Origin of the sequence: Oleiharenicola lentus (genome assembly GCF_004118375.1) — a bacterium.
In the GTDB taxonomy this organism is placed as follows: domain Bacteria; phylum Verrucomicrobiota; class Verrucomicrobiia; order Opitutales; family Opitutaceae; genus Lacunisphaera; species Lacunisphaera lenta.
Genome location: NZ_SDHX01000001.1, coordinates 2,156,058 through 2,171,676 on the forward strand (window position 1 = coordinate 2,156,058; position 15,619 = coordinate 2,171,676).

A 15,619-nucleotide genomic window follows, 5' to 3' on the forward strand; every position below is an offset into this window, starting at 1 on the left:
GCGCAAGCATCCAGCGACGAACGGCAATAGGACGGCAAGAACGGCGCGGACTTTGGAGTGGCCAAAGGCCGGGGCGGTGACCTTGCTTGGAGGGATGAAGACGAAAGCCAAAGCCCAGCCCAAACCCGAACTGGTCAACGCCAAGCTCGCCCGAAAGAAGGGGCCCATCTCCAAGTTCATCGCGCATAACTACCGTCACTTCAACGCCGCCGCCCTGCTGGATTCCGCCAAGGGCTACGAGGCCCACCTGCAGGCCGGGGGCAAGATGCTGTTGACACTCGCCGGGGCCATGTCCACCGCCGAACTGGGCATCTCGTTGGCCGAGATGATCCGGCGCGACAAGATCCACGCCATCGTGTGCACCGGCGCGAACCTGGAGGAAGACATCTTCAACCTCGTGGCCCATGACTACTACGAGCGCGTGCCGCACTACCGCTCGCTGACGGCCGATGACGAGCAGGCCTTGCTCGACCGGCACATGAACCGCGTAACCGACACCTGCATACCCGAGGGAGAGGCCATGCGCCGCATCGAGGCCGCCGTCGCCGAGGAGTGGCTGGCCGCCGACCGCGCGGCCGAACGGTTTTTCCCGCACGAGTTCATGTATAAAATTCTCCGGTCGGGTAAGCTGAAGAAGTTCTACCAGATCGACCCGAAGAATTCCTGGATGCTGGCTGCCTGCGAAAAGAACCTGCCGATCATCGTGCCCGGCTGGGAAGACGCCACCCTCGGCAACATGTATGCCGGCCGCGTCATCACCGGCGAGATCAAGAACGTGCATACCGTCCGCACCGGCATCGAATACATGGCCACGTTTGCCGGCTGGTATACGCAGACCGCGAAGACGCTCAAGTCAGGCGAGGGTTCGATTGGGTTCTTCCAGATCGGCGGCGGCATCGCGGGCGACTTCCCGATCTGCGTCGTGCCGATGCTGCACCAGGATCTTGGTCGCACCAACGTGCCGCTGTGGGGCTATTTCTCCCAGATCAGCGATTCGACCACGAGCTACGGCAGCTACTCCGGCGCCGTGCCGAACGAGAAGATCACCTGGGGCAAGCTCGGGGCGAAGACCCCGAAGTTCGTCATCGAGAGCGATGCCACGATCGTGGCGCCGTTGATCTTTGCGTGGGTCCTTGGCCAGTGAGGGACGGCACCACTAACCTTCACTCATGACTCACTAATTGAACTAGGGTCCTATCAGTGACCATGAGTGGTTCACCCCTGTGATCTGGGTTTATCGAATCATCTTTCTTCCCGCGTTGCTCCTGGCATCGCCGTATTATCTCTGGCGCATGCGGCGACGCGGGGGCTATGGTGAGGCGTTCTGGCAGCGGCTGGGGCGGACGGTGCCGCTGCCGCCGAAGCGACCGGGCGTGAGGCGCATCTGGCTGCAGGCGGTGAGCGTGGGCGAGATGCTGGCCATCGGGCCGCTGCTGGAGGCGATCAAGCGCGAGGGCGGCATGGAAGTTTTTCTGACGACGACCACGAGCACGGGCTACCAGCTGGCGAAGGAGAAATATCCCGCGCTGACCGTGGGCATCGGGTATTTTCCGCTGGATTTCTGGTGGGCGAGCGAGCGCGCCTGGTGGCGCGTGCAGCCGGATCTTTGCATCCTGATGGAAGGCGAGCGCTGGCCGGAGCATGTCCGGCAGGCGGAGTGCCACGGTGTGCCGGTGCTCAGCGTGAATGCGCGGCTCTCGGACCGCAGCTACCGGCGGTCCATGCAGTTTGCGCCCTTCGTGCTGGCGCTGTCGCGCGGCATTACGCGCCTCCTCTGCGCCTCGAAAGGTGATGAGCAGCGGTTCAAGGCGATCGGTTTCCCGGCCGAACGCCTGCAAACCACCGGCAACCTGAAACTCGACGTGGAGATTCCGCTGCTCGGCGAGGCCGATCGGGCGAAATTGCGCAAGGAAGTCGGGCTGGGCGACGGTCTCGTGTTGCTTGGGTCATCCACGTGGCCCGGTGAGGAGAAGGCGCTGATCGCGGCGTTGCAGGAGGCGCGGGGCAAGGGACTCGACGTCTCGCTGCTGATCGTGCCGCGCCATGCGGAGCGGCGCGAGGAACTGCGCGAACTGCTGGCGGAAACGGGGCTGTCGTTTCATTTTCGCTCGGCCGGTGTGGCCCCACGCGTGGTGGACGTGGCCATTGGCGACACCACGGGAGAACTGCGCAAACTTACTCAGCTGGCGGACCTCGTGTTCGTGGGCAAGAGCCTCGCCCCGCACGACGGCGGTCAGACGCCCGTGGAGGCGGCCATCCTGGAGAAGCCGTTGCTGCACGGGCCGCACATGACGAATTTCCGCGACATCATCCGTGGGCTCACCGACGCCGGCGCGGTCCGCAAGGTCGAGACCCACGAGGATCTGGTGCGCGAGGCGGTGGAGTATCTGCGGTTCCCGGCCAAGCGGGCGAAGCTGAGTTCGTCGGCGCATGCGTGGCACGAGGCCAACCGCGGCGCGACGGAACGCACGCTGGCGGTGGTGCGCGAGTTGCTGGCGAAGCGGGTTTCCTAGACGCGTTGGAGCACTGCGACAACGTGGTCCGTATTCGGCCACGCTTTCGTTCCGCGTTCGCGGAACGCAAGCGCGGCTACAACTCGCTCACGCGAACACCGCGCCGCCGAGCAGCTGTTCGCCGTGGTAGAGTGCCATGATTTGGCCGGAGGCGAGGGCGCGCTGGGCTTGGTCGAAGCGGATGTGCGCGGTGGCGTCCGGTCCGGGCGTGAACTGGATGGCGACACGCGGGTCACGGTAGCGCACGCGGCATTCGAGGCGGGTGGGCGCGGTGATCGGATCGCCGATGAAACTCAGGCTGTGCACTTGGGCTTCGTTTGCCCACAGGCCGGGTGCATCGGCGCTGTCGAAGGCCACGAGCAGCGCGTGGTCGCTGGCGCGCTTGCCGACGACGACGTAAGCTTGGTTGTCCGTGTTCGACGGAATGCGGATGCCTTTGCGCTGACCGATCGTGTAGTAGTGCAGCCCGCGGTGCTCGCCGAGGATCTTGCCGTCGGTGGCGCGGACGATCGGGCCGGGGTGCTCGGGGACGTAGGCGCGGAGAAAGTCGGCCATCTTCACCTCGCCGATGAAGCAGATGCCCTGGCTGTCCTTCTTGCGGGCGTTGGGCAGGCGCGCATCGGCCGCGAGCTCGCGCAACTGCGGTTTGGCGAGATGGCCGATGGGGAAGAAGGCGTCGCGCAGCTGGGCCTGCGAGAGGAGCGCGAGGAAGTAGGACTGGTCCTTGTTTTTGTCGGCGCCTTCGAGGAGGGCGAATTTCTTTGTCGGGTCGGTGCTGGTGCCGACCTCGGCCGCGCAGGTCGGCGCCAGCACCGACCCTGCAGTTGAAGCTTCCACCCGCCGGGCATAGTGCCCGGTGGCGACGCTGGTGAATCCTTCCGCACGCGCGTAGTTGAGAAACACGCCGAACTTCATCTCGCGGTTGCACATCACGTCGGGGTTGGGCGTGAGGCCGCGCTGGTAGCCGTCCAGCAGGTAGTCCACGACGAGGCGGCGGTAGTCCTGCATGAGGTTGACGACGCGGAAAGGGATGCCGATGGCCTCCGCGGTGGCGCGGGCGTCGTCGATGTCCTGCATCCACGGGCAGTGGCCGATGACGTTGTCCTCGTTGATCCAGTTTTTCATGTAGGCGCCCGTGACGTCGTGCCCCTGCTGCTTGAGCAGGAGTGCGGCGACGGAGCTGTCCACTCCGCCCGACATGGCGACCAGGATGCGGGACATGTGGGGCAGGAAACCACGGAATGCCCGGAATACACGGAAAAACAATCGGCGCCGGACCCGTCTTGGGTTTCACCCATAACCCCTGACCATTAACCAATAACCGTGCGAAGCACGCTTGCGGTGGCGCGGCGTGTGCTGGATGATGCCGGTCGCTCTCCTCCTTTGAACACCCGCACGCCCTTCAACCCGGACCTGGCTCACCGCATTTTTCGTGCGTGGCTGACCTCGACCTCGACCGGCATCATCGAGATGGGGGCGGACTGGACCGCCGAGTCGCTGCCGTTGCTCACGCCGGGCGACAAGGCCTTCGAGTTTGCCGACCTCAGCCCGGCCGAGCCCTCGCTCTACGCGGAGGAGGCGGCCTATTACGTGGACGAGCTGGGGCAGGTGGTGTTCATGCTCGATCCGGCGGAACACAGCTGGGTCGATTTTGAAACGATGCCCATCTACGTGGCGGGCGACTTCAACGGCTGGCAGGCGGCCATCGGCAAGACCGAATGGCTGATGGTCTGGGGCGAGTTGAACCGCCGACGGGTGCTGCTGTTGAAGAAGCCGGCCTCCGGCCTGCTGACCGAGCCGCCGCAGCAGTTCAAGTTTGTGACCGGCGACAACCGCTGGCTGGATCTGCCCCGCGACGCCACGAACGCCGTGGCGGTGGGCGACGGCCGCTATAACCGCCTGCTGAAGCGGCATCGCACCGGGCGCAACCAGTTCCGCTTCACCACGACCGAGCCGCTGCTGCTCAACCGCACCTACTCGGTGATCCTCGTGCGCGAGGGCCGCGAGCCGCCCAAGGTGCGGCTGCGCCTCGGGCGATTTTTCCATGCCCTGAAGAGTGACCTGCCCCTCGGTGCGATCGTCGCCCGCGGGGGCACCACGTTCCGGATCTTTGCGCCGCGGGCGAAGCATGTGCGGCTTTTCCTCTGCGAGAAACTTGAGGACCTGGGCAAGGCCTTCGGCTATGAGCTCGATCCGCGCAGGGAGGAGGACGGCTGGCGCGGCGTATGGGAAGCCCAGATCAACCGGAATCTCCACGGGTGGTATTATTGGTATTCGATCAGCGGCCCGCACGATGTCTTCGGACACTTTCATCCGAACCAACGGATTCTCGACCCCTATGCCCGGGCCGCAGTGGGGCGCGAAGGACCGGGCATCGTGCTGGATCAGGCCTGGCTGGGGCAGGCGGACCGCACCTTTGCGACGCCCGCCTGGCAGGATTTGGTCATGGTCGAGGCGCACGTGCGCGACCTTGTGGCCCATGCCCCCGTTTCGCTCAGCGCGGAGGAGCGCCTGGGCTTCACCGGCCTGCGCAAATGGGTCGAGAGCCCGGATTTCTACCTGAAGAAACTCGGGGTGAATTGCGTGGAACTCCAACCGGTCCACCACGCGGACAACCTCACGAAGGAGGAGTATTTCTGGGGTTACATGCCGGTGAGCTACTTCGCTCCGGCGGCTGCGTACGGGCTCGATGGTCCACGCGCCTCGCAGGTGAAGGAGCTGCAGGAACTCGTCGCCGCCTTCCACCGCCAGGGCATGGCCGTGGTGATCGACGTGGTCTATAACCACGTCGGCGAACCGGCGCACCTGCTGTTCGTGGATAAGCTGTATTATTTCGAGCTCGGCGACGACGGCACGCTCACCAACTGGAGCGGCTGCGGCAACGACCTGCGCGCGCGCTCCGCGATGGCCACGCGGCTGATCGTGGACAGCCTCGTGCAGCTCATCGAGGTCTATGGCGTGGACGGTTTCCGCTTCGACCTGGCGGAATTGATCGGCGTGGACGTGCTGCGTGATGTCGAGACCGCCGTGAAGAAGGTAAAGCCCGATGTCATCCTGATCGCCGAGCCGTGGAGTTTTCGCGGCCATATCGCGGCGGCCCTGCGGCCGACGGGCTTCGCTTCTTGGAACGACAATTACCGGAACTTCCTGCGCGACTACGTGCACGGACGCGGTGGCGCCGACTCACTTGAGTATTTTCTCAAGGGTTCGCCGTGGCACTTCGCCTACTGGCCGGCGCAGACGGTCAACTACACGGAGTCGCACGACGACAGTACGTGGATTGACGTCATCACCGAGAATCCCGGTCGCAACGGCCATCATCCCACGCAGAACGACCGCCAGCGCACCCACCTCATGGCGGCGGTGCTCTTTGCCTCCGTCGGCATCCCGTTGCTCTCGGCGGGTCAGGATTTCCTGCGGAGCAAGCATGGCGTGAACAACACCTACCTGCGGGGAGACCTGAACGCACTCGATTACCGGCGGATGGCGCGCTACCCGGCCACGCACAAATACTTTGCCGACTGGATTTCGTTCCGCCGCTCCGCCCGCGGGCAGTTGCTCCGGCAGTGGTCGCGACCATCGGAGGGCTTCTTCCGCTGCTTTGGCGGGGCGGGGCACCCGGCCTTGGTGGCGGTTTACAACGCCGACGGCAGCCAGGGGGCCACGCAGCTTATGTTCGCCGTCAATCCGCACACGGACGACACCGTGATCCCGATCGGGGAATTTGCCGAATCCGGCTGGCGGCAACTGGCCGACCACGAGTGTTTTTACCCCGAAACCGCGCCGGGACCGCTGACGGTCGGCGCCGACGGCGTATTCATCCCCGGGCTTGGTTGCAGCCTCTGGATCCGCGGGTAGCCAAGTAACAAGTATCAGGTAACAAGTAACAAACAGGAGAGGCTCCGGCCATTTCCTGTTATTTGAGGGTTTGAGACCTGCTACTTCCCCGGCCGACGGCCGGGGAGCTCTGTTTATTACGCAAATATTGGCCACTGCTGTGCGCCGGCCGGCACATTTTGAGCATCGCTCTTGCCAAAGCTCCCGGCGCTCCCTTCATTGGCCTTTCTTAACGTCCACCAACCCACACCCAACATGGCTGTCAAAGTAGCAATCAATGGTTTCGGCCGCATCGGCCGCCTCGTTTTCCGCGCGCTGGTCGAGCAGGGTCTGCTCGGCACCAAGCTCGATGTCGTCGCCGTCGGCGATATCGTCCCCGCCGACAACCTGGCTTACCTCCTCAAATACGACTCCACCCAGGGCCGCTTCCAAGGCACCGTGTCGTCCAAGAAGTCCGCTGCCGACAAGGCCGAGGACGATGTGCTGGTGGTCAACGGCAAGGATATCCTCGTCGTGAGCGCCAAGTCCCCCGCCGAACTCCCCTGGGCCAAGCTGGGCGTCGATCTCGTGATCGAGTCCACCGGCCTGTTCACCGAGGCCGAGAAGGCCAAGGGCCACATCACCGCGGGCGCCAAGAAGGTCATCATTTCCGCTCCGGCCAAGGGCGAGGACATCACCGTCGTGCTCGGCGTGAACGACGACAAGCTCGACCTCAGCAAGCACACCATCATCTCCAACGCCTCCTGCACCACGAACTGCCTCGCGCCGGTCGTGAAAGTGCTGCTCCAGGAGGGCTTCGGCATCGAGGAAGGCCTCATGACGACCATTCATTCCTACACCGCCACGCAGAAGACCGTGGACGGCCCGTCCAAGAAGGACTGGAAGGGTGGCCGTTCCGCCGCCATCAACATCATCCCGTCCACGACCGGCGCCGCCAAGGCCACCGCGCTCGTGTGCCCCGAGGTGAAGGGCAAGCTCACCGGCATGTCCTTCCGCGTGCCGACCCCGACCGTCTCGGTCGTGGACCTCACCGTCCGCACCACCAAGGAGACCTCCTACAAGGAGATCTGCGAGGCCATGAAGAAGGCCAGCGAGACCTACCTGAAGGGCATCCTCGCCTACACCTCCGACGAGGTCGCCTCCAGCGACTTCATCCACGACAAGCACTCGTCGATCTTCGATGCCGGCTCCGGCATCGAGCTCAACAGCAAGTTCTTCAAGCTCGTCAGCTGGTATGACAACGAGTGGGGCTATTCCAACCGCGTCGTCGAGCTGACCCAGAAGATCGCCGCCAAGCTCTGATAATTTAATAATCCGGCCACGGATAGCACGGATGCCCACGGATAAAGATTCATCTTCATCCGTGCCATTCGTGTCATCCGTGGCTTCTTTTTTCCTCCCTCCTTCCCATGGCTAAGTTCAAATCCATCCGCGACCTTTCGCTCGCCGGCAAACGCGTGTTCATCCGCGTGGACTTCAACGTCCCGCAAGACAAGGCCTCCGGCGCCATCACCAACAACGCCCGCATCGTCGCGGCGCTGCCGACGATCAAATACGCCCTCGAGCAGGGTGCGGCCGTCGTCCTCGCCAGCCACCTCGGCCGGCCCGATGGCAAGAAGATCGCCAAGTTTTCCCTGAAGCCCGTCGCCGACGAACTCGCCAAGCTGCTCGGCCAGCCGGTGAAGTTCCTCGATGACTGCGTCGGACCCGCGGTCGAAGCCGCCTGCGCCGCCGGTGCGCTCAAGGCCGGCGACGTCGTGCTCCTCGAGAACCTGCGCTTCCACATCGAGGAGGAGGGCAAGGTGAAGGAGAAGCAGGCCGACGGCTCCGAGAAGTCCATCAAGGCCGATCCGAAGAACGTCGAGGCCTTCCGCGCCTCGCTCTCCAAGCTGGCCGACGTTTACGTGAACGACGCCTTCGGCACCGCGCACCGCGCGCACAGCTCGATGGTCGGTGTGCTGCTCAAGGACAAGGCTGCCGGTTTCCTGATGGAGGCCGAGCTGAAGGCCTTCGCCAAGGTCATCGAGACGCCCGCCCGCCCGCTGCTCGCCATCCTCGGCGGTGCGAAAATCGCCGACAAGATTCCGCTCATCAACAACCTGCTCGAGAAGTCCGACGAGATCATCATCGGCGGCGGCATGTCTTTCACGTTCAAGAAAGTTCTCGAGAACATGGAGATCGGCACCTCGCTCTTCGATCCTGAGGGTGCCAAGATCGCCAAGGAACTCTTCGACAAGGCCAAGGCCAAGGGCGTGAAGATCACGTTGCCCGTGGACTTCGTCACCGCCGACCGTTTCCCGGGTTCGCCCGCTGACATCGCCGCCGTGCAGACCGGCGTGGCCGACGACAAGTCGGGCATCCCGGCCGGCTGGATGGGCCTCGATGCCGGTCCGAAGTCGCGCGAGCTGTTCGCGCAGGTCATCGGCCGGGCGAAGACGATCATCTGGAACGGCCCTCCGGGCGTGTTCGAGGTCGAGAAGTTCGCCGAGGGCACCAAGGCCATGGCGGCCGCGTTCGCGAAGGCGACCGAAGCCGGCGCGGTCACCGTGGTGGGCGGCGGCGACACCGCCACCGCGGCCAAGAAGTGCAAGATCGTGGACAAGGTCACCCACTGCTCTACCGGCGGCGGCGCCAGCCTCGAACTCCTCGAAGGCAAGGTGCTCCCCGGCGTGGCGTTCCTGGAAACCTAATCCCCGCAACCCGTCATTCTGAGCGAAGCGAAGAATCCAAGATTACGTCCGCAAGCGCGCATCCCCTTGGATCCTTCGCTGCGCTCAGGATGACAAACAAAGCTTAATAAAATGATTCGCAGAAAACTCATCGCTGGTAACTGGAAGATGAACAAGACCGCCGCCGACGGCGTCGCGCTCATCAAGGACATCACGGCCGAGATCGGCCGGCTCGGCTCGGTGGACATCGTCGTTTGCCCGCCGTTCACCGCGCTCGAAAGCGCCGCAAAGGCCCTCGAAGGTCAGAGCGTGAAGCTTGGCGCGCAGAACATGCATCCCGAGAAGAGCGGCGCCTACACCGGCGAAGTCTCCGCCGAAATGCTCCGCAGCCTGTTCGTGTCGCACGTCATCCTCGGTCACAGCGAACGTCGCACCTACTTCGCCGAGACCGACGCCTTCATCAACAAGAAGGTCGTGGCCTCGCTGGCCAACCAGCTGAAGCCCATCCTCTGCGTCGGCGAGACCCTCGCCGAGCGCGAGGCGGGCCAGACGCTGGCCGTCGTGCAGAAGCAGACTGAGGGCGGTCTTGCCGGCGTCACCGCCGAGCAGATCACCAACGTCGTCATCGCCTATGAGCCCGTCTGGGCCATCGGCACCGGCAAAGTCGCCACGACCGCGCAGGCGCAGGAAGTTCACGCGTTCATCCGCGACCTCCTCACCAAGCTCTACGGCGCCCCGCTGGCCCAGAAGATCCGCATCCTCTACGGCGGTTCGATGAAGCCCTCCAACGCCCCCGAGTTGCTTGCCGAGAAGGACATCGACGGCGGTCTGATTGGCGGCGCCTCCCTCGAGGCCCGGTCGTTCATCGATCTGGTCAAGGCGGCTGACGCGGCCAAGTAAGTTGAGTCCAAGCCAGATCCTTTCCCATGCCGGGACGCGCGAGCGCCCCGGCATTTTTTTGCCCCAATTGGTTCAGCCGCCGTTCCGGTATTCCGCCAGCAACGCGGCGACCGGGGCGTGCAGGGTTTCCGGATCAAGCTGACCGGTGAGCTGTTCGATCAGCCCGACGGCAGCGGAATCATCGCGTGTGTCCAGCGTCGCGTGCAGCGCCGCATAAAGGGCCATCTGGCGGGCGCCGTCGGCAAGGTCGCCCCGGGCCTTGTGGTCGTAAAGCGTGGCGGTTTCCGCGAGCAAGGATGCGTAGGCCAGGCATTTCTCGCGCGCGACTGCGGGCGTTTCGTTGCGACTCAGGGCGGCAATCTGGTCCGCCAGGTCGAGACGGAGAAATTCCGTCGGGGGAAGGGGGAAGAGTTTTTCCTGGAGGTGAAACGACAGCAGCAGGGCCTCCTCGAGTTCGCGTTCGTTGCGGCGGCTGGCGAGCCGGGCGATGAACTGGCGCAACAGGTCGAGCTGCCGCAGTATGTAATCCTGCCGGATGCCGGCCATGTTAGTTGAGGCGGCTGGCCATCGACTCGATCAGCGCGGCGAGGAACTTCTGGTCGCCGGGCAGGGAGCGCAGGGCGGCGAGGGCGGCATCGGTTTGCTCGCGCGCGAATTTCCGCGAGGCGTCGAGGCCGTGCAGTTTGACATAGGTTGTCTTGCCGGCCTTGGCGTCCTTGCCGGCGGTCTTGCCGAGCGTGGCGGTGTCGGCCGTGGCGTCGAGGACGTCGTCCACGATCTGGAAGGCGAGGCCAAGGTGCCGGCCGGTGGTCCGGAGACCGTCGAGCTGCGCGTCGGTGGCCCCGCCGCAAAGTCCGCCGGCCACGAGCGAGACCACGATCATGGCCGCGGTTTTGTTGAGGTGGATGAACTCGAGTTCCTCGGCGGTGGCGTTCGTTTTCTTTTCCGCCAGCAGGTCCTCCATCTGGCCGCCGACGAGACGCTCGCTGCCGGCGGCCTCGGCGATTTCCCGGGTGAGGGCGGCCGCCAGCCCAGGCTGGCCGGCATAGTGGCGGCCGATGAGTTGAAAGGCGAAGGTGAGCAATGAGTCACCGGCGAGCAGGGCCGTGGCCTCGTCAAACTGCTTGTGCGTGGTCGGACGTCCCCGGCGCAGGTCATCATTGTCCATGCAGGGCAGATCGTCGTGCACCAGGGAGTAGGTGTGGATGCATTCGATCGCGACGGCCGCGGCCAAGGCATCGTGCCGGGCGCCGAAGAGGTCTGAGGCGGCGAGCACCAGCACCGGGCGCAGGCGCTTGCCGCCGCCCAGCAGGGCGTAGCGCATGGCCTCATGCAGGCGGGCAGGCCGCGTGGTGCCCGGGGGCAGCAGGCGGTCGAGGCCTTGCTCGGCCCGGTCGCGGTAGGCTTGGAATTGCGCGGCGAAATCCATAGCGGGACGGCAATTTCCGCCCGGGAAGGGACCTTGGCAAACGGATTGTTAACCGCGAGTTGCGGCCAGAACAGACTCGCCTTGCGGCCGGGCAGGCTTTCTATCAGCCGTATTCGCGATGCCCACCTACGAATACGTCTGCACCAAATGCGGCCATGAGCTGGAAGCCTTTCAGTCCATGAAGGACGCTCCGCTTGCGAAGTGCCCGGCCTGCCAGAAGGCCAGCCTGAAGCGCAAGATCGGCGGCGGAGCCGGCCTCATTTTCAAGGGCACGGGTTTCTACATCACCGACTACAAGAAGCCCGGCGCCAAGAACGAGGCTGCGGCTGAGAAAGCGGCCGCCTCCAAGACTTCCGACAGCAAACCGGCGGCCACCGCCGCTGCCAAATAACCCCGTCCCCGCCATGGCTGAGAACAAGAAAATCGAGAAAGCCCTCTATGGTCCCAGTGCAACCGAGGTAGCGCTGGGTGCGCTGCTCGGCCTCTTGGTCGGCGTATTTGCCGCCTGTGTTTATCTGGTGCTCAAGCCGGTATCGACCGTGAAGGAGATGCCCAAGGAGCCAATCCGCGGCATGCTCTACTACATCGCCGGCAGCGATTCCACGGCCAAGGGCCGCACCTGGTCCGCCAAACAGAAGCAGTTCATCGCCGGCACCTCGGTCACCCTCGTCGAGGAGGAACTCAACGCCTGGGCCACCGGCACGTTCACCGCGGCCCCCAAGCCCGCGGCGGCCGGGGCGAAGGCGGAGGAGGCCAAGGCCACCGACAATGGGATTTTTCAGCCCGGCACGCCCAACTTCAAGTTCGTCAACGGCAAGCTTCAGATCGGCACCAAGTGCGTGCTGAACTGGTATGGTCTCACCACGGAGGTCATGGTGATCTCGACCGGTGTATTCGAGCGTTCCGGTGATCGTTTCGTGTTCAAGGCCGAGACCCTGCACCTGGGCTCCTGTCCCCTGCATCTGCTGCCCTCGCTCTCCGGTCCGCTTTTCGACCACTTGGTGGGCAAGAAGAAGACTCCCGATGACATCAAGTCGGCTTGGGTGAAGCTGGGCGACGTCGTCATCGAGGGCACCACGCTCAAGCTGAGTTTCCAGTGACCCTGCGTCGCCCAGCCGGCGGACGGCAGGCCGGCCGAGGCAGGCCGGCGGCATTAGCGGCGGGCGGCTGATTATCCGGTGTCGAAGAACCTGAAGAACATCAGCACGGTCGCCGGGGCGACGGTGGTATCACGAGTTCTTGGTTTGGTCCGCGAGATCGCGATCACCGCCGTGTTTGGCACCGGGGCGCTGGCCTCGGCCTACACCTCGGCATTCACGCTGCCCAATCTGTTCCGCCGGCTCCTCGGCGAGGGGGCCCTGACCGCGGCCTTCGTGCCGACGCTCGCGCACGAACTGGAACACCGGCAGCGTCCTGCGGCCTTCGCCCTCGTCAACAAGGTCATCAGCTGGCTGCTGCTGGTCACCTGCGGGGTCGTGGCGCTGGCGATGCTTTCTTTGTTCGGCATCAGTGCCGGGCTGCAGACGTCGGGCGGAGTGCAGTCTGTCTCGGATACCGTGCAGCGCTGGGTGCTGGGCGCGGACCTCGCAGTGATTTTGTTCCCCTACATGATCGTCGTATGCCTGGCCGCGGCCTTCAGCGCGGCCTGCCAGGTGCTCGGGCGTTTCACCGAGCCGGCGTGGTCCCCGGTGTGGCTGAATCTGGCGATCCTGGCCTCGCTGGGCCTGGGCGGCTGGTGGGCCTGGGGCGATCGCGAGCGGATGCATCTGCTGTGCGCCGGCGTGCTGACTGGCGGATTTCTGCAAATGGCGGTGCCGGCGTGGGTGCTGTGGCAGGAGGGCTGGCGGCCGGCGTTTGATCTGCGGTCGGACGATCGCGTGCGCGAGATTGCGCGGCTGATGGGACCCACGGTCATCGGCTCGGCGGTTTACCTGGTCAACATGGCGGTCTCCCGCTTCCTCGGGCTGTCTCTGAACGAGAGCGCGGCGATGGTGCTCAATCTCGCCACCCGCGTCATGGAACTGCCGATCGGGATTTTTACCGCGGCCATCGCGACCGTGGTGTTCCCGCTGATTGCGCGCCATGCGGCGAAGTCTGACTGGGTGCAGCTGGGCGCGGACTACCACAAGGGGCTGCGCCTCGTGCTCGTGATCAACGTGCCGGCGGGCGTGGGACTGGCCCTGCTCAGCGAGCCCGTCACCCGGCTGCTGTTTGAGCGCGGCGCCTTTACGGCCGGGGATACCCGGATCATGACGCCGATTCTGGCGGCCTGCGCGCTGGGGCTGCCGTTTCTCTCCTTCACGACCGTGGCCCTGCGCGGATTCTACGCCCTGAAGGACACGGTCACGCCGGTGCGGGCTGCGATGCTGAGTTTTGTGGTCAACGTGGTGGGGAGCATTCTGCTCATGCGATGGTTTTCCACCATGGGTCTGGCGCTGGCCGGGAACCTGGCGGTGCTGGCCCAGGGATGGTATCTCCAGAGGAAATTGGCGCAGCGCTTGCCAGCGCTGGGCTTTGCGCCGGTGCTGCCGAGCCTGGGAAAAATTCTGCTGGCGAGCCTTCTCATGGGGGTGGCGGTCTGGGGCGGAGCTTGGGCGCTCGGACGGGTCACGCTGCCTGCCCGCCTGCATGACGTGCTCGTGGTCAGCGCGTTGATTCCGTTGGCCGTGGCCGTTTACGCCGGCTTGCTCTGGTTGCTGAAGATTGAAGGCCGGGAAGAGCTGGCCGGTCTCCTGCGGCGCGTGCGCGATAGAAAGACATGAGCCCAGTCAGCATCACGCTCAATTCAGCGGCCCGCCGCTACGAGGCGGTCGTGGACGGGCATTTGTCCGTGTGTGAATTCGAGGATGGGGAAGGCCGGCGTATTTTCACCCATACGTTGGTGCCGCCGGAACTCCGCGGGAGGGGGATCGCCGAGCAGTTGGTGCGAAGGGCGCTGGCCGACGCGCGCGCGGCCGGCCGCAAGGTGGTGCCGGCGTGCAGCTATGTGGCGCACTTCATCGCGCGCCATCGCGAGTATCAGGACCTTCTGGTGGAGTGAACCAGCTAGACTGCGGGTGTCAGGGCGGCCACGCGTTCCTGGAGGGCATCGAGCACGAGGCGTGCGGCCGTGGCCGGCGGGACCCGGTCAGTATTGATCACCAGGTCGTAGGCATGCGGGTCGTTGATGTCCTGCTCGAAGTTCGTGCGCACATGGCGCTCGCGCGCCTGGTCGTTTTCGGTGATGAAGGCCTCAGCCGCGGCGCGGTCGGATTGACGGATCTCCTGGGCGCGCCGGATGCGCGACTCGCGGGGAGCAACGAGGCGAAGATGCAGGCCGGCGGGCAGATCCCGGGTGATCAGGTGGGCGGCCCGGCCCGAGATGATCACATGGCCGAGTTCGGCAAAACGGTGGATGGCCTCCGCGACCCGGTGCTCGAGTTCCCACAGGGGCGGATGCAGGCCGACAATTTCACCGATCAGGCCCTTGATTTCCGGCAACCGGTCCTCGGGCAGGTAGTCGGCGAGCCGTTCCGGCAAGTTGTGGTGGTTCAAGGCGTGGTGCAGCAGATCCTTGTCGAGAAACATCCAGCTGCGCCCTTCCTGCCCGAGGTGTGCGTCGAGCAGGGGAATCAAGTGTTTCCCCAAGGTGGTGGCGCCGGCGCAGGTTTCGCGGGAGAGCGTGATAAATGGACGGGGTTCCGTGCCCGTGAGGGCGGCAAAGCGGGCATGCGGGGTCTTCAGCCGCGCGTGCAGGATGGTCAATCCGTGTTGCAGGTAGGGATGGGTTGTCATGGCGAGACGGGGTTGGGGCGGGGGCCGAAAGCGGCCGGAGAGACATCCCGGGGAACCGGGTTCCCTCTTGGCATAGAATACGCCTGGAGAAGCCGACCCGCTATGGGAAATGCTGCGCATCCCTTGGGTCAATCCGTGCGGATTCTGGCACGCATCCCGATGTGCGGGCATGAAAAAACCCGCAGCTTGGGGCTGCGGGTCGGGAGGAATGGAAGGGAATCAGGCCTTCTGCACGAGGCCGGCCTTGATGGCCTTGACCGAGACCCACATGCGCTTGGTGCCACCGTTGGGGAGCTTGACCTTGATCCACTGCAGGTTCGGGCGGAACTTGCGGGGGGTCTTGCTCGTGACGTGCGTGCCGATGCCGCCGCTCTTCTTGGACTGACCCTTACGGTTGATGATGCTGCCCGGAGTCGGGCGCTTGCCAGTGATTGCGCAAATTCGTGCCATGGTGTTTCTTGAGTTAAAGGGTCGTGAGTAAAGGACGGGGGTTTGGC

15 protein-coding genes are annotated in these 15,619 nt (G+C 64.7%); 10 read left to right on the forward strand and 5 right to left on the reverse strand.

From position 1 onward, the window contains the following. Nucleotides 1-94: 94 nt before the first annotated feature. Entirely contained in the window at nucleotides 95-1,144 is a 1,050-nt protein-coding gene (locus ESB00_RS08940) for a deoxyhypusine synthase family protein (RefSeq protein ID WP_129047353.1), read from the forward strand. A 148-nt stretch (nucleotides 1,145-1,292) separates the two neighbouring features. Then, on the forward strand, nucleotides 1,293-2,513 hold the full coding sequence (locus tag ESB00_RS08945) for a 3-deoxy-D-manno-octulosonic acid transferase (RefSeq protein ID WP_246026440.1): 1,221 nt from the start codon (nucleotides 1,293-1,295) through the stop codon (nucleotides 2,511-2,513). A gap of 87 nt (nucleotides 2,514-2,600) precedes the next feature. On the opposite strand, the gene mnmA is transcribed toward ESB00_RS08945, so the two are convergent. Beyond that, entirely contained in the window at nucleotides 2,601-3,734 is a 1,134-nt protein-coding gene (gene mnmA, locus ESB00_RS08950) for a tRNA 2-thiouridine(34) synthase MnmA (protein WP_129047355.1), read from the reverse strand. Nucleotides 3,735-3,836: 102 nt separating this feature from the next. Here mnmA and ESB00_RS08955 point away from each other — a divergent pair, with 102 nt between their 5' ends. The 4 genes from ESB00_RS08955 (at nucleotide 3,837) to tpiA (ending at nucleotide 9,919) form a co-directional block, all read left to right on the forward strand. Then, nucleotides 3,837-6,371, forward strand: coding sequence for an alpha-amylase family glycosyl hydrolase (locus tag ESB00_RS08955; RefSeq protein ID WP_129047356.1), 2,535 nt, complete (start codon nucleotides 3,837-3,839; stop codon nucleotides 6,369-6,371). A 234-nt stretch (nucleotides 6,372-6,605) separates the two neighbouring features. After that, the gene (gene gap, locus ESB00_RS08960; protein WP_129047357.1) at nucleotides 6,606-7,652 is read left to right on the forward strand and encodes a type I glyceraldehyde-3-phosphate dehydrogenase; all 1,047 of its coding nucleotides are present in this window, start codon (nucleotides 6,606-6,608) and stop codon (nucleotides 7,650-7,652) included. Between the two features lie 107 nt (nucleotides 7,653-7,759). After that, nucleotides 7,760-9,040: a phosphoglycerate kinase gene (gene pgk, locus ESB00_RS08965; RefSeq protein ID WP_129047358.1), complete on the forward strand. Its 1,281-nt coding sequence runs from the start codon at nucleotides 7,760-7,762 to the stop codon at nucleotides 9,038-9,040. Nucleotides 9,041-9,151: 111 nt separating this feature from the next. After that, nucleotides 9,152-9,919, forward strand: a complete 768-nt coding sequence (gene tpiA / locus ESB00_RS08970) for a triose-phosphate isomerase (RefSeq protein ID WP_129047359.1) — start codon at nucleotides 9,152-9,154, stop codon at nucleotides 9,917-9,919. Between the two features lie 72 nt (nucleotides 9,920-9,991). On the opposite strand, the gene ESB00_RS08975 is transcribed toward tpiA, so the two are convergent. After that, a complete protein-coding gene (locus ESB00_RS08975) occupies nucleotides 9,992-10,465 on the reverse strand; it encodes a hypothetical protein (RefSeq protein WP_129047360.1) in 474 nt (157 codons plus the stop codon). A 1-nt stretch (nucleotide 10,466) separates the two neighbouring features. Further along, the gene (locus ESB00_RS08980; protein ID WP_129047361.1) at nucleotides 10,467-11,348 is read right to left on the reverse strand and encodes a polyprenyl synthetase family protein; all 882 of its coding nucleotides are present in this window, start codon (nucleotides 11,346-11,348) and stop codon (nucleotides 10,467-10,469) included. Nucleotides 11,349-11,466: 118 nt separating this feature from the next. On the opposite strand from ESB00_RS08980, the gene ESB00_RS08985 reads away from it, so the two are divergent. From ESB00_RS08985 to ESB00_RS09000, 4 genes are all read left to right on the forward strand, one after another. Next, a complete protein-coding gene (locus tag ESB00_RS08985; protein WP_129047362.1) occupies nucleotides 11,467-11,739 on the forward strand; it encodes an FmdB family zinc ribbon protein in 273 nt (90 codons plus the stop codon). A 13-nt stretch (nucleotides 11,740-11,752) separates the two neighbouring features. Continuing rightward, the gene (locus ESB00_RS08990; protein WP_129047363.1) at nucleotides 11,753-12,448 is read left to right on the forward strand and encodes a hypothetical protein; all 696 of its coding nucleotides are present in this window, start codon (nucleotides 11,753-11,755) and stop codon (nucleotides 12,446-12,448) included. 78 nt (nucleotides 12,449-12,526) lie between these two features. After that, nucleotides 12,527-14,110, forward strand: coding sequence for a murein biosynthesis integral membrane protein MurJ (gene murJ, locus ESB00_RS08995; RefSeq protein ID WP_129047364.1), 1,584 nt, complete (start codon nucleotides 12,527-12,529; stop codon nucleotides 14,108-14,110). Further along, the gene (locus tag ESB00_RS09000) at nucleotides 14,107-14,388 is read left to right on the forward strand and encodes a GNAT family N-acetyltransferase (RefSeq protein WP_129047365.1); all 282 of its coding nucleotides are present in this window, start codon (nucleotides 14,107-14,109) and stop codon (nucleotides 14,386-14,388) included. Before murJ ends, ESB00_RS09000 begins: the two co-directional genes overlap by 4 nt. A gap of 5 nt (nucleotides 14,389-14,393) precedes the next feature. Here ESB00_RS09000 and ESB00_RS09005 read toward each other — a convergent pair whose 3' ends face one another. Further along, nucleotides 14,394-15,122 carry a cytidylate kinase-like family protein gene (locus ESB00_RS09005; RefSeq protein WP_164976115.1) on the reverse strand — a complete coding sequence of 243 codons (729 nt, stop codon included), beginning with the start codon at nucleotides 15,120-15,122 and terminating at the stop codon, nucleotides 14,394-14,396. 219 nt (nucleotides 15,123-15,341) lie between these two features. After that, the gene (rpmB, locus tag ESB00_RS09010; RefSeq protein WP_129047367.1) at nucleotides 15,342-15,572 is read right to left on the reverse strand and encodes a 50S ribosomal protein L28; all 231 of its coding nucleotides are present in this window, start codon (nucleotides 15,570-15,572) and stop codon (nucleotides 15,342-15,344) included. Nucleotides 15,573-15,619 lie beyond the last annotated feature (47 nt).